We start from the raw sequence: 14,184 nt of genomic DNA, 5'->3' as shown, positions 1-14,184 counted from the left end.
TTGCGAATATGTCTTCTCAAAGTTTACGGCACGCCCGTTCCGGCGCTTAAGCGCGCAAACAAATTGCGCTTATGCCTCTACGGCAGGCGGCTGCTTACGCAACCGCAGAGCATTGCAAGGTTGCAATGCCCTAGAACGGCGGAAGACAATTTTTCTGGGGAACGGCCCTCGGGCCACACAGCAACCGGCGCACAGCGCCTAGGCACAGGAGGCATGGCTCATGGCAGGTGGTTTGCCGCATCCGGTACTGCTCTCCACGTTTGTGGGTCTGGACAACGTCACCCTCGGCGGGCAGGTGGTGGAATTCAAGCACGTCTTCTATTCCTGGGTCTGTATGGCCATACTGTTTACCCTGGCCTGGATCATGCGCCGTCGCCTGACCCTGGTGCCCGGCGGGCTGCAGAACTTTTTTGAGGCCCTGGTCAACAGTCTTGAGGAATTCATCATCTACACCATGGGCGAAAACGGCCGCAAATATGTAGGCCTGCTCGTGGGCATGTTTATCTACATCCTGTCCATGAACCTCATCGGTCTGGTGCCCGGCTTTGACTCGCCCACGGCCAACCTCAATACCACCGTGTGCATGGCCCTGTTTGTGCTGATATTTTACAACGCCGTGGGCCTCATCCGCTGGAAGGGGCACTACATCCACCACTTTACCGGACCTTCCAAATTCCTCATCCCACTCATGTTTCCGCTGGAAATTGTGTCGCACCTTTCCCGCCCCATCTCGCTTTCCCTCCGTCTTTTCGGCAACCTGCGGGGCGAGGAAATTGTGCTGATTCTCTTCTTCGTCATGGCGCCCATTCTGGGTACCCTGCCCACCTATGCGCTGTTCCTGCTGGGCGAGCTCATGCAGGCCTTTGTGTTCTTTATGCTTACCATGTTCTACATCAAGGGCGCGCTGGAAGCCCCCGAACACTAGGAACCTTTGGCGCGGCCCCGAACGTCGCGCATACGCCGCATCTGCGGCCCGAATCTGCCGGGAATGGTCATTACGACCCAACCATACAACAGTGCAAGGAGAGTGTCTCATGCGCAAGATTCTGATGATCGCCCTCAACACCGTGGTCCTGATGGGCATGGCCAGCATGTCCTTCGCCGCCAGCAGCCTTGACGCCGCCGCCCTGGGCTACACCTGCCTGGCCGCCGCCCTCGGCATCGGCATCGCCGCCTTCGGCTGCGGCATCGGCATGGGCCTGGGCCTCAAAGGCGCCTGCGAAGGCGTTGCCCGCAACCCTGACGTGAGCGGCAAAATCACCGGCACCATGATTCTGGCCTTCGCCTTCATTGAATCCCTGGCCATTTACGCCCTGGTTATCAGCTTCATCCTGCTGTACGCCAACCCCTACGCGTAAGGCCGGACCAGCCATTGTCCACAAGGGCGGCTCCTCGGGGCCGCCTTTTTCGTGTCGTGGGCGGCAGTGCGCCGCGTTGCGGCACGCGGCGCGAGCCCGCACCAAACCGGAGTTCCTCCCGCCCATGGCGCACTTGTGCCCTGCTCCGCAGCCGACGAGCGCAGCGTCATTGCGGCTTGTTCGGTCGTTCCTTCGCGGGGGCGTAGATTCTGCTCCGCAACCACCGCGCGCAAAGCTGTCGCGGCCCCATGGACACATGGACTTTTGCGCGGAACTTGGTTATAGAATTCTGCTCAAAAACGTTACTCAGGCCGCAGGAACACGCCATGCCCAAACAGGACCACATCCGCAATTTTTGCATCATTGCCCACATCGACCATGGTAAATCCACCTTGGCCGACCGCATTCTGGAACTGACCAACGTGGTCAGCCAGCGTGAGGCCCGCCAGCAGTATCTGGACAGGATGGACCTGGAGCGTGAGCGCGGCATCACCATTAAGGCGCAAACCGTGCGCATTCCCTACACTGCCGCCGACGGCCGCACCTACGAGCTTAACCTCATTGATACGCCCGGCCATGTGGACTTCAATTACGAAGTTTCGCGCTCCCTGGCGGCCTGCGAAGGCGCCCTGCTGGTGGTGGACGCCACCCAGGGCGTGGAAGCGCAGACCCTGGCCAACGTTTACCTGGCCCTGGACCACGACCACGAAATCATCCCCGTACTGAACAAAATAGACCTGCCCAGCTCGGATGTGGAGCGCGTCAAGGCCGAAATAGAAGAAAGCATCGGCCTGGACTGCTCCGAGGCCTTGCCCGTTTCGGCCAAGACCGGGCAAGGCGTGGACCAGGTGCTGGAGGCCATTGTCCACCGCCTGCCCGCGCCGGAGGGCAACCCCGAAGCTCCGCTCAAAGCGCTGATTTTTGACTCCTGGTACGACAGTTACCAGGGCGTGGTAATCCTGTTTCGGGTCATGGACGGCCGCGCGCGCGTGGGCGACACGGTGCGCCTTATGAGTACGGGCAAGGAATATGAAGTGCTGCGTCTGGGCGTGTTCTCCCCCGAAGCCAAGGACGTGCCCCAGCTGCAGGCTGGTGAAGTGGGCTTTTTGTGCGGCTCCATCAAGGCCTTGGGCGACGCCAAGGTGGGCGACACCATTACTCTGGCCGACAACCCCGCCGATGCCCCCGTGCCGGGCTTCAAGGACGTAAAGCCCATGGTCTTCTGCGGGCTCTACCCCACCGAGTCTGAAGACTACGAAAACCTTAAGGCCGCGCTGGAAAAGCTGCAGCTTAATGACGCGGCCTTTACCTTTGAACCGGAAACCTCGCAGGCTCTGGGCTTTGGCTTCCGCTGCGGCTTTCTGGGCCTGCTGCACATGGAAATCATTCAGGAGCGCCTGGAGCGGGAGTTCGAAGTCGGTCTCATCGCCACTGCCCCTTCGGTTATCTACAAGGTGGAAACCAGCGACGGCAAAACCCTGGAGATCGACAACCCCAGCCGCCTGCCGGACCCCACCAAAATCCGCGCGCTCTATGAACCCTATGTGAACATGGATATCCATGTGCCCAACGAATACGTGGGCAACGTCATGAAACTGTGCGAAGAAAAGCGCGGCTTCCAAAAAAACCTGCACTATCTGGCCACCAACCGCGTGGTGCTCACCTACGAACTGCCCTTTGCCGAAATCGTCTACGACTTTTTTGACCGGCTCAAGTCCGCCACCAAGGGCTACGCCTCCATGGACTACCACCCGCTGGACTACCGCGCTGCGGACCTGGTGCGCCTGGACATTCTGCTCAATGGCGAACCCGTGGACGCTCTGGCTGTCATCGTGCACCGCGACCGTGCCTATACCTACGGCCGGGCCCTGGCCCTCAAACTTAAGCGCAGCATCCCGCGCCAGCTCTTCCAGGTAGCCATCCAGGCTGCCATCGGCCAAAAGATCATTGCCCGCGAAACCGTCTCGGCCTTCCGCAAGGACGTGACCGCCAAGTGCTACGGCGGCGACATTACCCGCAAGCGTAAGCTGTTGGAAAAACAGAAGGAAGGCAAAAAACGCATGAAGCGCATGGGCAATGTGGAACTGCCGCAGGAGGCTTTTTTGGCCGCGCTCAAAGTGGGCGACGAATAGGCTCCACTTGCAATTGCGCTGGCCACTGCTTACGCAACCGCCAGGGCATTGTAATATTGAAATGCCCTGCAACCTCCTGACACAACACGCGGCAACACTGCAGCAAGGCGTTTGCGCCCACGCAGAAAATAACAAGAGGCGCCCTTGCGGGCGCCTCTTGATGTTGTGATGGCGTTGTTCCGGAGCCGAACTTACATGGTCGAGCCGGAAGCGGCGCGCTGCATTTTGATTTCCACCTTTTCGGTGAGGCTGGAATAGTACTCACGCAGGATAACGAGCACTTCTTCACGGCCGAAGTGATCCGGCACTTCCGCGCCTTCGGAGAGCATCTTGCGCAGCTTGGTGCCGGACAGGATAACGCGATCTTCCTTGCCGTGGGGGCAGGTGCGCATGCTGGCCATGCCGTCGCACTTTTTGCAGTAGAAGGTCCAGTCGATGTTCAGCGGATGGCAGAGCAGGCGCTTGCCTTCTTCGGCGGGCTGGGGAATCTTGCGGAAGATTTCCTGCGCTTCAAACATGCCGTAGAAGTCGCCCACACCGGCGTGGTCGCGGCCCACGATGAGGTTGTTGATGCCGTAGTTCTGGCGGAAGGTGGCGTGCAGCAGGGCTTCGCGGGGCCCGGCGTAGCGCATGTCCAGAGGATAACCGGCCTGGATGACGAAGTCTTTGACAAAGTATTTGTCCACCAAGGTGTCAATGCACTTCACGCGGACTTCGGCCGGGATGTCGCCGGGCTTGAGGGAGCCCACCAGAGAGTGGATGACCACGCCGTCGCAGACTTCCACGGCAATTTTGGCCAGGTATTCATGCGAGCGGTGCATGGGGTTGCGCAGCTGCAGGGCGGCCACTTTCTGCCAGCCGCGTTCGTCCATCTTGGCGCGCAGCTGGGCGGGGGTCATGTACACACCGGGGAACTTCTCAGGATATTCGCCCTGCGAAAGCACTTTGACGGGGCCGGCCAGGTTGAATTCCTTCTGGGCCAGCACCATTTTCACGCCGGGGTGGTCGCTGGGGGCCACTTCCCAAAACTTTTCGGAGTCCGGGCCGGAGCCTTTGAACACCAGCTCGCATTCCCACTTTTTGTCGGCCTCGGTCATCTCGTAGACTTCCTCGACCTTCATGGTGGCCATAATCTCGCCCTTGCGGACCAGGGCCACTTCCTCACCGGGTTTCAGGCCCTTGGCATCAGCGGCGGCGATGTCCAGGGTCACCGGAACGGGCCAGAAGGTGCCGTCGGAAAGCGTCATTTTTTCGCAAACGCTCTTCCAGTCGGCCTTGTTCATGAAGCCTTTGAGGGGCGAAAAGCCGCCAATGCCCATCATGATCAGGTCGCCCTTGGCGCGAGAAGAAATTTCGATCTGCTTCAAGCCAGCGGCTTTTTTCTTTTCGTCTTCCAGGGCCTTGCCTTCCAGAAGGCAACAGACCAGGCCCTTGCCGCCATGAGGAGCTACCAGTTTGGACATCGCGAAATCCTCCGTGTTTTGGTTATGGGCGCCTCCCCCTGGGGCTGGCGTGCCGGCGCGCCAAGCGGGAGGACTGCTTTCAAAAGCATCTTGTGAATAATCTAACAAAAAGTCAACCATCTCCCCAAAAAAATCTCGGCTCCGCACCCCAAAAAGAAGACCGGGGGCGGTGCTGTCCCGTTTACGGATAACTCAGCATAGCCTGAACCACGGCAAAAGAGAAGGGGGAAATATGAAAAAAGTGTGCCCGTCCGGCGTCAAAAAAGGCTGATGGCGCTTTTTTTCTCAAGCATGGCGCAGGCCTTGGCCGCGCTGCTGCTTTTTCCGTCCGGGAAAATATGCAGAAGACAACCCGGCCCGCCCCCGGCGTGACGCCAGACCAGCGCAGAAACCCGGCAGGATCAGGCCATGGTTGCCTGTCCTGCCGGGTTTCTGGCCAGGTTTCTGGCCGGGTTTCTGTTCAGCGGCGCGCACGCCCGCTTGCACGGCGCAAGAGGATATTGCCGGGGCCGTCAGCCTAGAGCATTTAACACTTGAAATGCTCGCTTACGGCAGGCAAAAGCCTGCCTTCGCGCATTTCGTGGCAAGGATTTTCAAGAAAATCCTTGCAGAGCAGTTAGCTCATTTCATTCGCTAACGGCTCTAGTTCTCCGTGCCCCCCTGGGTTTCCACCAGTTTCTGCATGGGCCAGCCGTGGGCCGCAGCCGCGGCCCGGGTTTTGGGCCCGCCCAGCACGCAAACGGCCCCCTCGCGCGCGGCCGTGGCCAGCACGTCGGCAAACTCTTTAAAGTGACGCGGCGTGGTGCCGAGGATTTCCTCACGCATGAGCGCGCGGGCCGCGTCCGTATCGTCCGTGAGCCAGCGGGCCAGAGACTGCGCGCCCTTAGCGTCGGGAAGTTGATAGGCGTCCAGATCGCCGATGGCCCCCACAATGGCCTGGGTGAGCTGGGCCGCATCTGGGGTAAAGGAGCGCAGAAAATCCGCCATGCCGTCAAAGGCGCTCAGGGTGTCGTCCACATTGGGATCGCGGTAGGAAGAGCAGACCAGGGTGCCGCCCAGGCGGTCCAGACCGCAAAAGGCCCCGTAGGCCCCGCCGCGCACGCGCACCTGCTCCCACAGATAGCCCATGCGCAGATAGCGCAGGATGGCGCTGGCCGAACCGTGATAGGTGTAGCCCAAATCATAGAGGTTGGCGGCCTTGCCCACATAGTTGATCTGGGCGGGGGCCACAAAGGCTTCACCAGCAGGCAGATCCAGGGGGGCCACGCCCAAATCGCCCCGCCCGCCGGCCCGCACGGGCGGCAGGGCCCGCAGCAGCTGCCGGGCGTGGGTTTCGGCCAGGGCCAGGCCCTCGGCCTCGGCCGTGCAGTCAAACACAGCGCCGGGCCGGGCCACGATGCGACGGCGCAGCTCTTCCAGATCGTCCAGCAGGGCTTGCGGCTCGGCCTCCAGACGCCGCAGATAGCCGCGCACGCTTTCCAGATAGCTCAGGCCCGTGGTGCGTTCGGCCAGGGCCCCCGCGCCCGTGTACCGCGCCCGCAGCCGGGCGCTCACAGCGGCGTGCCCCGCTGCCTGCAGGCCGTGTTCCAGCCGCGCCCTGGCCTCCAGCAGCATCTGGCGCAGGCGCTCGCCCAACACAGCCGCATCGGTCTGGGGCTCCAACAAAACTTCGGCCACAAGTTCAAAGAGATCCGGCAGCTTATCATACACCGCCTTGCCCGACAGGCTGAGGCAGCTCACGGTCTTGCGGCTGCCGCGCACCACCCCCAGCAAGGGGTCGGCCCCCAGGCCGCCGGTTTTGGCGGCCATGAGCGCGCCCAGTTCCGTATAGTCCCGCCGGGCCGTGCCTGTTTCCGTGAGACTGCGGGCAAACAGGGGCAGCAGGGGGGCCAGGCGGTCGGGCACGTTTTCCAGCGGCAACAACAGGGTGACGTAGGCAATGCCCCTGGTGGGCAGCTCATGGCTGAGGGCCGTTTCCGGCCATTGGGCTACAGCGCGGGGGATAACGGCGTTTTCTCGCGGCAGATCGTCCAGGCCCAGGGCCGGGATGCTGGCCAGGGCCTCCGGGCTGTCGGGCGCGGTCTGGGCTTCCTGCAGACGACGGGTTTCCGCCACCAGGGCAGCGCGTTCCTCCGGTCCGGCAGCGGCCTGCACGGCGACCACACGGGCGGCCTCGTCCGCCTCCCGCCGCGCGCCCAGTCCGGCGTCGGGCAGCAGCACCACCGTGGCGCGGTGGGCGTTATTCAGGAAGTTGTCGGCAATGGCCGCTTCAAACAGCTTTTCACCGGCGGCCAGACGGTCCTTAATGGCGGTGAGCGGCGCCTCCCAGGCCAAGGGGGCCAAGGGATCGCCGTCGTAAAGCCAGGTGGAGAGGGCCTGAATCATGGCGCTCAGTCCGCGGGGAAAGCGCCCGGAATTGTTCTCGCGGTAGGCAAATTCCACGCTGTTGACGGCAGCCTCCACAGCGGCGGCGGGAATGCCCGTGCGTGTCAGGTCCGCCAACGTATCAAAAATAAGGGCCTCGGCCTGGGCTACGTCGGCCGGGGCCACGCCCTTGAGGCCTGTGGAGTAGTACATCTGGCGCAGGTCCGTTTCCAGACCGCAGCCAGTGGTGTCCTCGCCCAGACCGGAGGCGATCAGCGCCTTGCGCAGGGGCGAACCGGGCAGACCTTCCAGAACGTGCTCCAGCATTTCCATAAGCAGAGCCTGGTGCACGTCGCCGCGTTCGCCCAGCAGCCAGTTGACCGTAAACAGGGCGCGGGTTTCGCCCGCCGCTGCGGCATAGGGCAGTTCCAGCCGCCGGGGCGTAGTGAGCCGGGGCTGCAGGGGCACGACGGAATCCACGGGCCGGGCCGCGTAACCCTGCAGGGCTTCGTCCAGCAGGCGCAGACGCTCCTCCTCCGGGTCGTCGCCCCAGAAGAAAAAGCGGGCATTGCTGGGGTGGTAGTAACGGCTGTGAAAATCGTGAAAGGCCGTATAGGTCAGGTCCGGGATGTGCTCAGGATTGCCGCCGGAATCCAGGCTGTACAGGGTGTTCGGGAACAGGGCCTGCTGGCTCTGCTCGGCCAGGATGGAATCGGGCGAAGAATAAACGCCCTTCATCTCATTATAGACCACGCCCTTGTAGGCCCAGGGACCGTCGGACGCAGGGGCCTCCACATGCCAGCCCTCCTGTTTGAAGATGTCTTCGCTGATGCGCGGATGGAACACGGCGTCGATGTAGACATCCACCAGGTTGTAAAAATCGCGCAGATTGCAGCTGGCTACGGGATAGCAGGTCTTGTCCGGAAAGGTGAAGGCATTAAGAAAGGTCTGCAGAGAGCCCTTGAGCAGTTCCACAAAGGGTTCCTTCACCGGATACTTGGCCGAACCGCAGAGCACAGAATGCTCCAGGATGTGGGCCACACCTGTGGAATCCGCCGGGGGCGTGCGAAAGCTGACCCCAAAACACTTATTCTCGTCCGTATTGCAGACGGAAAGCAGCGCCGTGCCCGTGACTTCGTGCCGCCAGAGCCGCGCCGTGCCGCCGACCTCGTGCAGATCTTTTTCCGTAAACAGTGTGAAACCGTGCTTGTTCATTGCTGTTCCTTCAAAGGAAGTGGATTTTTGGGGATGCCGACGGCAGCGCGTCGGCCCGTGTGGGGAAAGGCGGCCCTTTGCGGACGCCCTAGGAGGATACGCGCGTGCCAGAGCAGATTACCTTTGAGAATGCATACGCGAAAGGTTACGGCACGCGCGTTCCGGCGCTTAAGCGCGCAACTGCATAGCGCTGCCGTCTTTGCCCGCCGTAACGGGCCAAGCTCCTGCGCCGCAACGGCTGCAGCTACGCTTGCGCCTCCACGGCGGGCGTCTGCTTACGCAACCGCCAGGGCATTGCAAAATTGCAATGCCCTAACGCTCCACAGGAAAAATATTACGGAAGACCACCGCCCCATCCTGAGAATGTACTTCCAGGAAAACCTGGGCGTTGGTCATACGGCTGCGCCCCGCGTCCACCATCATGACCGCGCGCTTAAAACGGTTGATGCGAAAGCTGGCCGCGCTGTCCGGGTTCGCATCCAGGGTACGGCGTTTGCCGTCGGCCGTGAGCAGCACGGCGCTGACCGTGCCGACGGCAATCTTCTGACTGTCCGTATTGCGCAGGTCCAGGGCAATGCGCAGCCTGCCCCCGCGCAAAGCGCGGACCTGCACGTTGCTCACCGCCACATACCCCGTATCCACGGCCGGGAAGGCCTCATGGCCCGGCCCATCGGCGGACGGGGCCGCCGGTGCGGCGGACGCGGACTCTGCAGGAGGGGCCTCCTCTTCGTCCACGGCGTTGAGGCGGCGCAGCACCAGCTCCCTGCCGGACAGATTTTCTTCCCGCAGCAGGGCCTCCAGATTTTCCAGGCGCTCGGCCGTGGCCTGGGCGGCCTGGTAATCGCTTTCAAAACGGAGCACATTTTCGCGCAGCTGTAGATTCTGCTGCCACAGCCGCCAGCACTGCCAGCCCAGCAGTGCGCAGAACACAGGCAGACTGGCGCAGAGCAGAAGCAGCAGACGGAAGCTGCCCTGCCGCACCCGATAGCTGCGGCGCGGACCCGCGTCGGGCATGAACATGATGCAGAGGTTGGTCTTATAGCCCAAGGTCGGCTCCACGCCGCAACCGGCGTCAGGGTTGGGGCGCGGGCGGCAGCGCTGCCCAGTCCTCACGGGCGATGCGCCAGCGCTTGCCGTCGAAACGCAGTTGGAGGGTTTTGGTGCCCCGGTCGCTGTGGCCCGCGCTGTCCGCATAGACCTGGGTCATGTCCGCCCGCAGGCCCGCGCGGTCCACCACCAGGCGCAAGCCGGAAATGCGCACCAGCGTGGGCTTGACCCGCGCCCAGAGCTGCTCCTTCTGCCGCCGGATGTTGGCGGCCCCGCGGCGGCCCTGCTGCACGGCGTCACTGGTGTAGGCGTCCATGTAGGCGTCCAGCTGCGCGGCCTCCCAGGCCTTGCGCCAGGTTTCAAGGGCGGCGCTGGCCTGATCGCTGACCCGATCCAGATAATCGGCGGCCAGGCCTGTGGGCCCGGGGCGGAACTGGGCCGCCACAATGCGGAAGCCTCCGTCCTCGCCCCTGCGCCACCAGAGGGTGCGCACGCCTTCGGCAAAACCTTCGGGGGCCGCCACCAGCTGCTCCCAGCTGGTCACGGCCAGACCGCCCTTGATTTCCATGTCGGGCTTGCGGTTGATGACCGTCAGCCAGGGCGCAGCAAAACGGCGCTCCAACTCGCGCAGGGTGGTGCGCAAGGAATGCCCGCGCGGCGCGCCCGGCTCACGGTTGTAGCGAGCCTGGTCGTAAAAATCGGCAATGCGGGCCGCACGGGCGGCAAAAGCCGTGTTCCAGTCGGCCACCGCCGCGGCCAGGGCCTGCCTGGTGCCCGCCGAAAGCTCCAGGGTCGGCAGCTGCACGGACTGGGTTTGCGCGGGCTGCGGCTGGACGGGCGTAGCCGGAGCGGCCTGCGGCTGCATGGCTGGAGCAGCGGGGGATGTCGGCACGCTGGGCGCAGCCGCCCCTGTGGGAACAACGGCCACACCGGGCGCGGATTGCGACGCGGACGGCTGTACAGCTTGTGGCGCCTCCTGCGGCGGCAGCGCGGGCTGGGCCGCTTTGCCGGCCGCCATACCCGGACGCGCGCCCCAGTTGACTTCAGCCGGCGGCGGCACGGTCTGGCGCAGGGGCACCAGGGGCTCGCTCAAGGCCAGCAGCGTGCGTGCGGCGGCTTTTTCACCGGAAGACTTGCCCGCATTGTCGGCCGCGGTGTCGGTCGGCTTTGGGGCCGAAGCCGCAACAGACTGGTCAACGGACTGCAGAACCGGGGCTTTTTCCACATCGGACGCAGCCGGGGACGCAACCGCCGCAGGAGATGCCGCCGCGACAGCCTCCTCCGCCGCGCTTTCAGGCATATCCAGGCGCGGCGGCCGGGGCGCTTCGGAGCCGGCATCGCTGACCACCTGCAGCGGCGCTTCGGCCACCAGGCGGCCCTTCTGAAAATCGGCCCGCATGCCCAGGTCGCGCGGGGTCCATTCCATACCCACAATGCGGAATTTGTCGTCCTTGCCGCGCTGCCAGTACAGGCGGCGGATACCCTCGGTGGAAAGGTTGGAAGCCGTATACAACTGTTCCGACCAGGTCACCCAGTAGCCCGGACCTTCCAGCACATGGATTTTACGGTTGTAAATCTTGATGAAGCGCAGAATATTGAACAGCCGTTCCTTGTTCTGCCGGAAGGCGACGAAACTTTCGGGCATGGCCCTGGAATAGGCCTCGGCATCATAAAAATCGAAAAACTTACGGGAACGCGCGGCCCAGGCGCTGCTCCAGGCCTGCATGAGGCGGCGCAACTGGCGGGCGGTGCCGTCGTCAACCCGGGGCACGCTTTTTTCGTCCAGCCTTTCGGCCAGGACAACAGCCGTGCCTGGGGTGAGCTGCGGGCCCACCTCGCCGATTTCGTCCAGGCCGATGGCCACACAACCCCTGGTGGAAAGGGGTTCAATGCCGAAACCCTTACTGTGGATCCAAATGCCGTGGCCGGTCTTGCCGCGCAGCTTGTCCACAGGATTGGGGTAGTTGAGCGTATAAGCTATGCCGCCGTATTCCTTAAAATCCAGACCGCTGGCTATTTTGTATTCCACAAAATAGACGCCTTCCGGGGTGCGCAGGTCATTGAGAACCTGCTTGTCGCCCGGAAGCTGACCCGTAGTGCAGGGGAACGTGTACTTGAGTTTAAGGGGGCTTTTTTTCTCAAAAAAAAGAAAGGTCTGGCGAGCCTTGTCCACGGCTACCAGATGCGCGGGCAGGCCCTCGTTGTAGAGGGTGGCCTGCCAGTTGTCGGCCAAAGCCGGACGGGCCAGCGTCATTGCGCCGCAAAACAGCAGCGCCAACGCCACCCCCCACAGACGGCAACCGGCCCCCTCAACGCGCAAGGGCCACCAGTTCCGCACGGGTAAAGAGCGCAAGCAGGTCATACCCCGCCTCACGGAGCTTTTCCCGGCCACCTTCTTCCCTGTCCAGAATGGCGCAGACCGCCGCAATGGACAGGCCCGCGTCCCGAATTCTCTCGCAGGCTTTGAGCAGCGAACCGCCCGTGGTGACCACATCCTCCAGCAACGCCACCCGGTCGCCCGGACGAAAGTTGCCCAAACCTTCCACAAACTGGCCGGTGCCGTGCCCTTTGGCCTCTTTGCGCACCAGCAGACCGTGCAGCGGCCTGCCCTGCTGGTGCGAAATGACCGTGGTGGCGGAAACCAGCGGGTCCGCGCCCAGGGTCATGCCCCCGACGCCGCGAAGGTCAACGTCCTTGAGCAGGTCGTTAAACAGACTGCCGATAAGCCAGGAGCCCTCGGCGTGCAGTGCAGTGACGCGGCAGTCAAAATAGTAATCGCTTCGGCGGCCGGAGGCCAGCAAAAAATCACCTTCCCGGTAGGATTTTTCCACCAGCAGCCGCGCCAGACGGCGCTTGAGGTCCAGCGTAGGCGCGTCCACTAGCGTTTCTCCTTTACCGGCGCGGCGAGCACGCGCGCAAAAATGGCGTCTTCATAGCGCAGGTAGTAGGCCGGGTCGAACAGGTCTTTAAGCGCCTCCGCGCCCAGGCACCCGCTCATGGCCGCGTCCGCGCGCACCAGGTCGGGGAAGGGGGTGCGGCTTTCCCAGCTCTGCATGGCCAGACGCTGCACGGCCTCGTAGGCCTGCTGCCGGGGCAGGCCCGTGGCGATGAGGGCCGTGAGCACCCGCTGCGAAAAATAGAGCCCGTAGGAGCGCTCCATATTTTCGCGCATGCGTTCGGGCTTGACCACCAGGCCCCGCAACAGCCGATCCAACCGGGCCAGCACATAGTCCGCCAGGATGGTGGAATCGGGCATGATGACCCGCTCCACCGAAGAGTGGCTGATGTCCCGCTCGTGCCAGAGGGCCTGATTTTCCAGTGAAGCCAGCGCGTTGGAACGCAGCAGCCGGGCCAGACCGCACATGTTCTCAGCCGAGATGGGGTTCTTTTTGTGCGGCATGGCCGAAGAGCCTTTCTGCCCCTTGGCAAAGCCCTCTTCCACTTCCAGCACTTCGGTGCGCTGCAGATGGCGCAGCTCCACGCAGAGCCGCTCCACCCCGCCGGCCAGAATGGCCAGAGAGGTAAAGAAGTGGGCGTAGCGGTCGCGCTGCACAATCTGGGTGGAATGCGGGTCCACCTCCAGGTGCAGCCGGGCCAAGGCGCGGGCCTCCAGGTCGGGCGAAAGAAAGGCGTAGGTGCCCACTGCGCCGGAAATCTTGCCCACGCGCACGCTTTCCAGCCCGGCCCGGACGCGCTCCCGGTGGCGCACGAACTCCGCATAAAAGCCCAGGATTTTGAGGCCGAAGCTGGTGGGTTCTGCGTGGATGCCGTGGGTGCGGCCCATGCAGAGCACGCCTTTATGACTTTGGGCCAGATCCGCCAAAGTGACCAGCAGCGCGTCAAGATCCTTGAGGATCAGCGTTCCGGCCTGGACCAGCAGCAAGGCGTTGGCCGTGTCCACAATGTCCGAAGATGTGCAGCCCAGGTGGATGTAGCGCGCCTCGGGCCCCACTTTTTCTTCCAGCGAAGTCAAAAAGGCGATGACGTCGTGCCTGGTCACCTCTTCAATGGCCAGAATGCGGTCCACATCGATGGCCGCCGTGGCCTTGATGTGCGCCAGGGCGTCGGCGGGCACGCGGCCCAGTTCGCCCCAGGCCTCGCACACGGCCAGCTCCACGTCGAGCCAGGCCCGGTAGCGGTTTTCCAGGGTCCAGATGCGGCCCATTGCCGGCCGGGTATAACGATCGATCATGCTTGCCTCATGAGGCCGCGGGAGCGGGCTTGGACGTGGTGGACGCAGCGGGGGCCGCCGGGGCCGCCGCAGGGGCCGCCGCAGGGGCGCTCGCCGCTTTGGCGGGCGCGGCAGATCCGGAAGCGGCGGGGGCGGAACCGGCGCTGCCGCCGGAGGCGCCCGAACCGGAATCGGACGCGGCGGCCGTGGCGGAAGACCCGTCTTCCTTGATGCCTTTACGGTAGCCGTAGTCGCTCACATACCAGCCGCCGCCCTTAAGCACAAAGGACGTGTGCGACATGATGCGCGGCGCGGGCGTGCCGCACTTGGGGCAGGGCTCCTGCCCGTGGGCGTCCGCCAGTTTGACCCATTCTTCAAAACGGTGCTGACACTTGGGACACTGATATTCGTAGATAGGCATAGCACAGTGTAAC

Annotated in this window: 11 protein-coding genes; 4 read left to right on the top strand and 7 right to left on the bottom strand. The window is 63.3% G+C overall.

The genetic code is table 11. From position 1 onward, the window contains the following. Nucleotides 1-220: 220 nt before the first annotated feature. From atpB to lepA, 3 genes are all read left to right on the top strand, one after another. Nucleotides 221-925 carry a F0F1 ATP synthase subunit A gene (gene atpB / locus J7I12_RS11165; protein WP_118230583.1) on the top strand — a complete coding sequence of 235 codons (705 nt, stop codon included), beginning with the start codon at nt 221-223 and terminating at the stop codon, nt 923-925. 109 nt (nt 926-1,034) lie between these two features. Beyond that, nucleotides 1,035-1,358, top strand: coding sequence for an ATP synthase F0 subunit C (gene atpE, locus J7I12_RS11160; RefSeq protein WP_118230582.1), 324 nt, complete (start codon nt 1,035-1,037; stop codon nt 1,356-1,358). Nucleotides 1,359-1,684: 326 nt separating this feature from the next. After that, complete coding sequence (gene lepA / locus J7I12_RS11155) at nt 1,685-3,490, top strand: translation elongation factor 4 (protein ID WP_118230581.1); 1,806 nt, start codon at nt 1,685-1,687, stop codon at nt 3,488-3,490. A gap of 191 nt (nt 3,491-3,681) precedes the next feature. Here the strand turns inward: lepA and sat are convergent, their stop codons facing one another. Further along, a complete protein-coding gene (gene sat, locus J7I12_RS11150; RefSeq protein ID WP_118230580.1) occupies nt 3,682-4,953 on the bottom strand; it encodes a sulfate adenylyltransferase in 1,272 nt (423 codons plus the stop codon). Nucleotides 4,954-5,365: 412 nt separating this feature from the next. Here sat and J7I12_RS11145 point away from each other — a divergent pair, with 412 nt between their 5' ends. After that, nucleotides 5,366-5,590, top strand: coding sequence for a hypothetical protein (locus J7I12_RS11145; RefSeq protein WP_498793708.1), 225 nt, complete (start codon nt 5,366-5,368; stop codon nt 5,588-5,590). A 5-nt stretch (nt 5,591-5,595) separates the two neighbouring features. Here the strand turns inward: J7I12_RS11145 and J7I12_RS11140 are convergent, their stop codons facing one another. From J7I12_RS11140 to J7I12_RS11115, 6 genes are all read right to left on the bottom strand, one after another. Beyond that, complete coding sequence (locus J7I12_RS11140; RefSeq protein ID WP_498793706.1) at nt 5,596-8,532, bottom strand: insulinase family protein; 2,937 nt, start codon at nt 8,530-8,532, stop codon at nt 5,596-5,598. Between the two features lie 312 nt (nt 8,533-8,844). Then, entirely contained in the window at nt 8,845-9,579 is a 735-nt protein-coding gene (locus J7I12_RS11135; RefSeq protein ID WP_302548502.1) for a hypothetical protein, read from the bottom strand. A gap of 25 nt (nt 9,580-9,604) precedes the next feature. Continuing rightward, entirely contained in the window at nt 9,605-11,833 is a 2,229-nt protein-coding gene (locus J7I12_RS11130; protein ID WP_498793704.1) for a L,D-transpeptidase family protein, read from the bottom strand. A 55-nt stretch (nt 11,834-11,888) separates the two neighbouring features. Next, nucleotides 11,889-12,458: an orotate phosphoribosyltransferase gene (gene pyrE / locus J7I12_RS11125; protein ID WP_242621200.1), complete on the bottom strand. Its 570-nt coding sequence runs from the start codon at nt 12,456-12,458 to the stop codon at nt 11,889-11,891. Next, nucleotides 12,458-13,771, bottom strand: a complete 1,314-nt coding sequence (gene purB / locus J7I12_RS11120; RefSeq protein ID WP_483203509.1) for an adenylosuccinate lyase — start codon at nt 13,769-13,771, stop codon at nt 12,458-12,460. Before purB ends, pyrE begins: the two co-directional genes overlap by 1 nt. Nucleotides 13,772-13,778: 7 nt before the next feature. Continuing rightward, the gene (locus J7I12_RS11115) at nt 13,779-14,171 is read right to left on the bottom strand and encodes an FmdB family zinc ribbon protein (RefSeq protein WP_483203510.1); all 393 of its coding nucleotides are present in this window, start codon (nt 14,169-14,171) and stop codon (nt 13,779-13,781) included. Between the last annotated feature and the right edge of the window lie 13 nt (nt 14,172-14,184).

Origin of the sequence: Desulfovibrio diazotrophicus (assembly GCF_902498985.2) — a bacterium.
In the GTDB taxonomy this organism is placed as follows: Bacteria; Desulfobacterota; Desulfovibrionia; order Desulfovibrionales; family Desulfovibrionaceae; genus Desulfovibrio; species Desulfovibrio legallii.
This window is presented reverse-complemented; position numbering and strand designations above follow the sequence as displayed.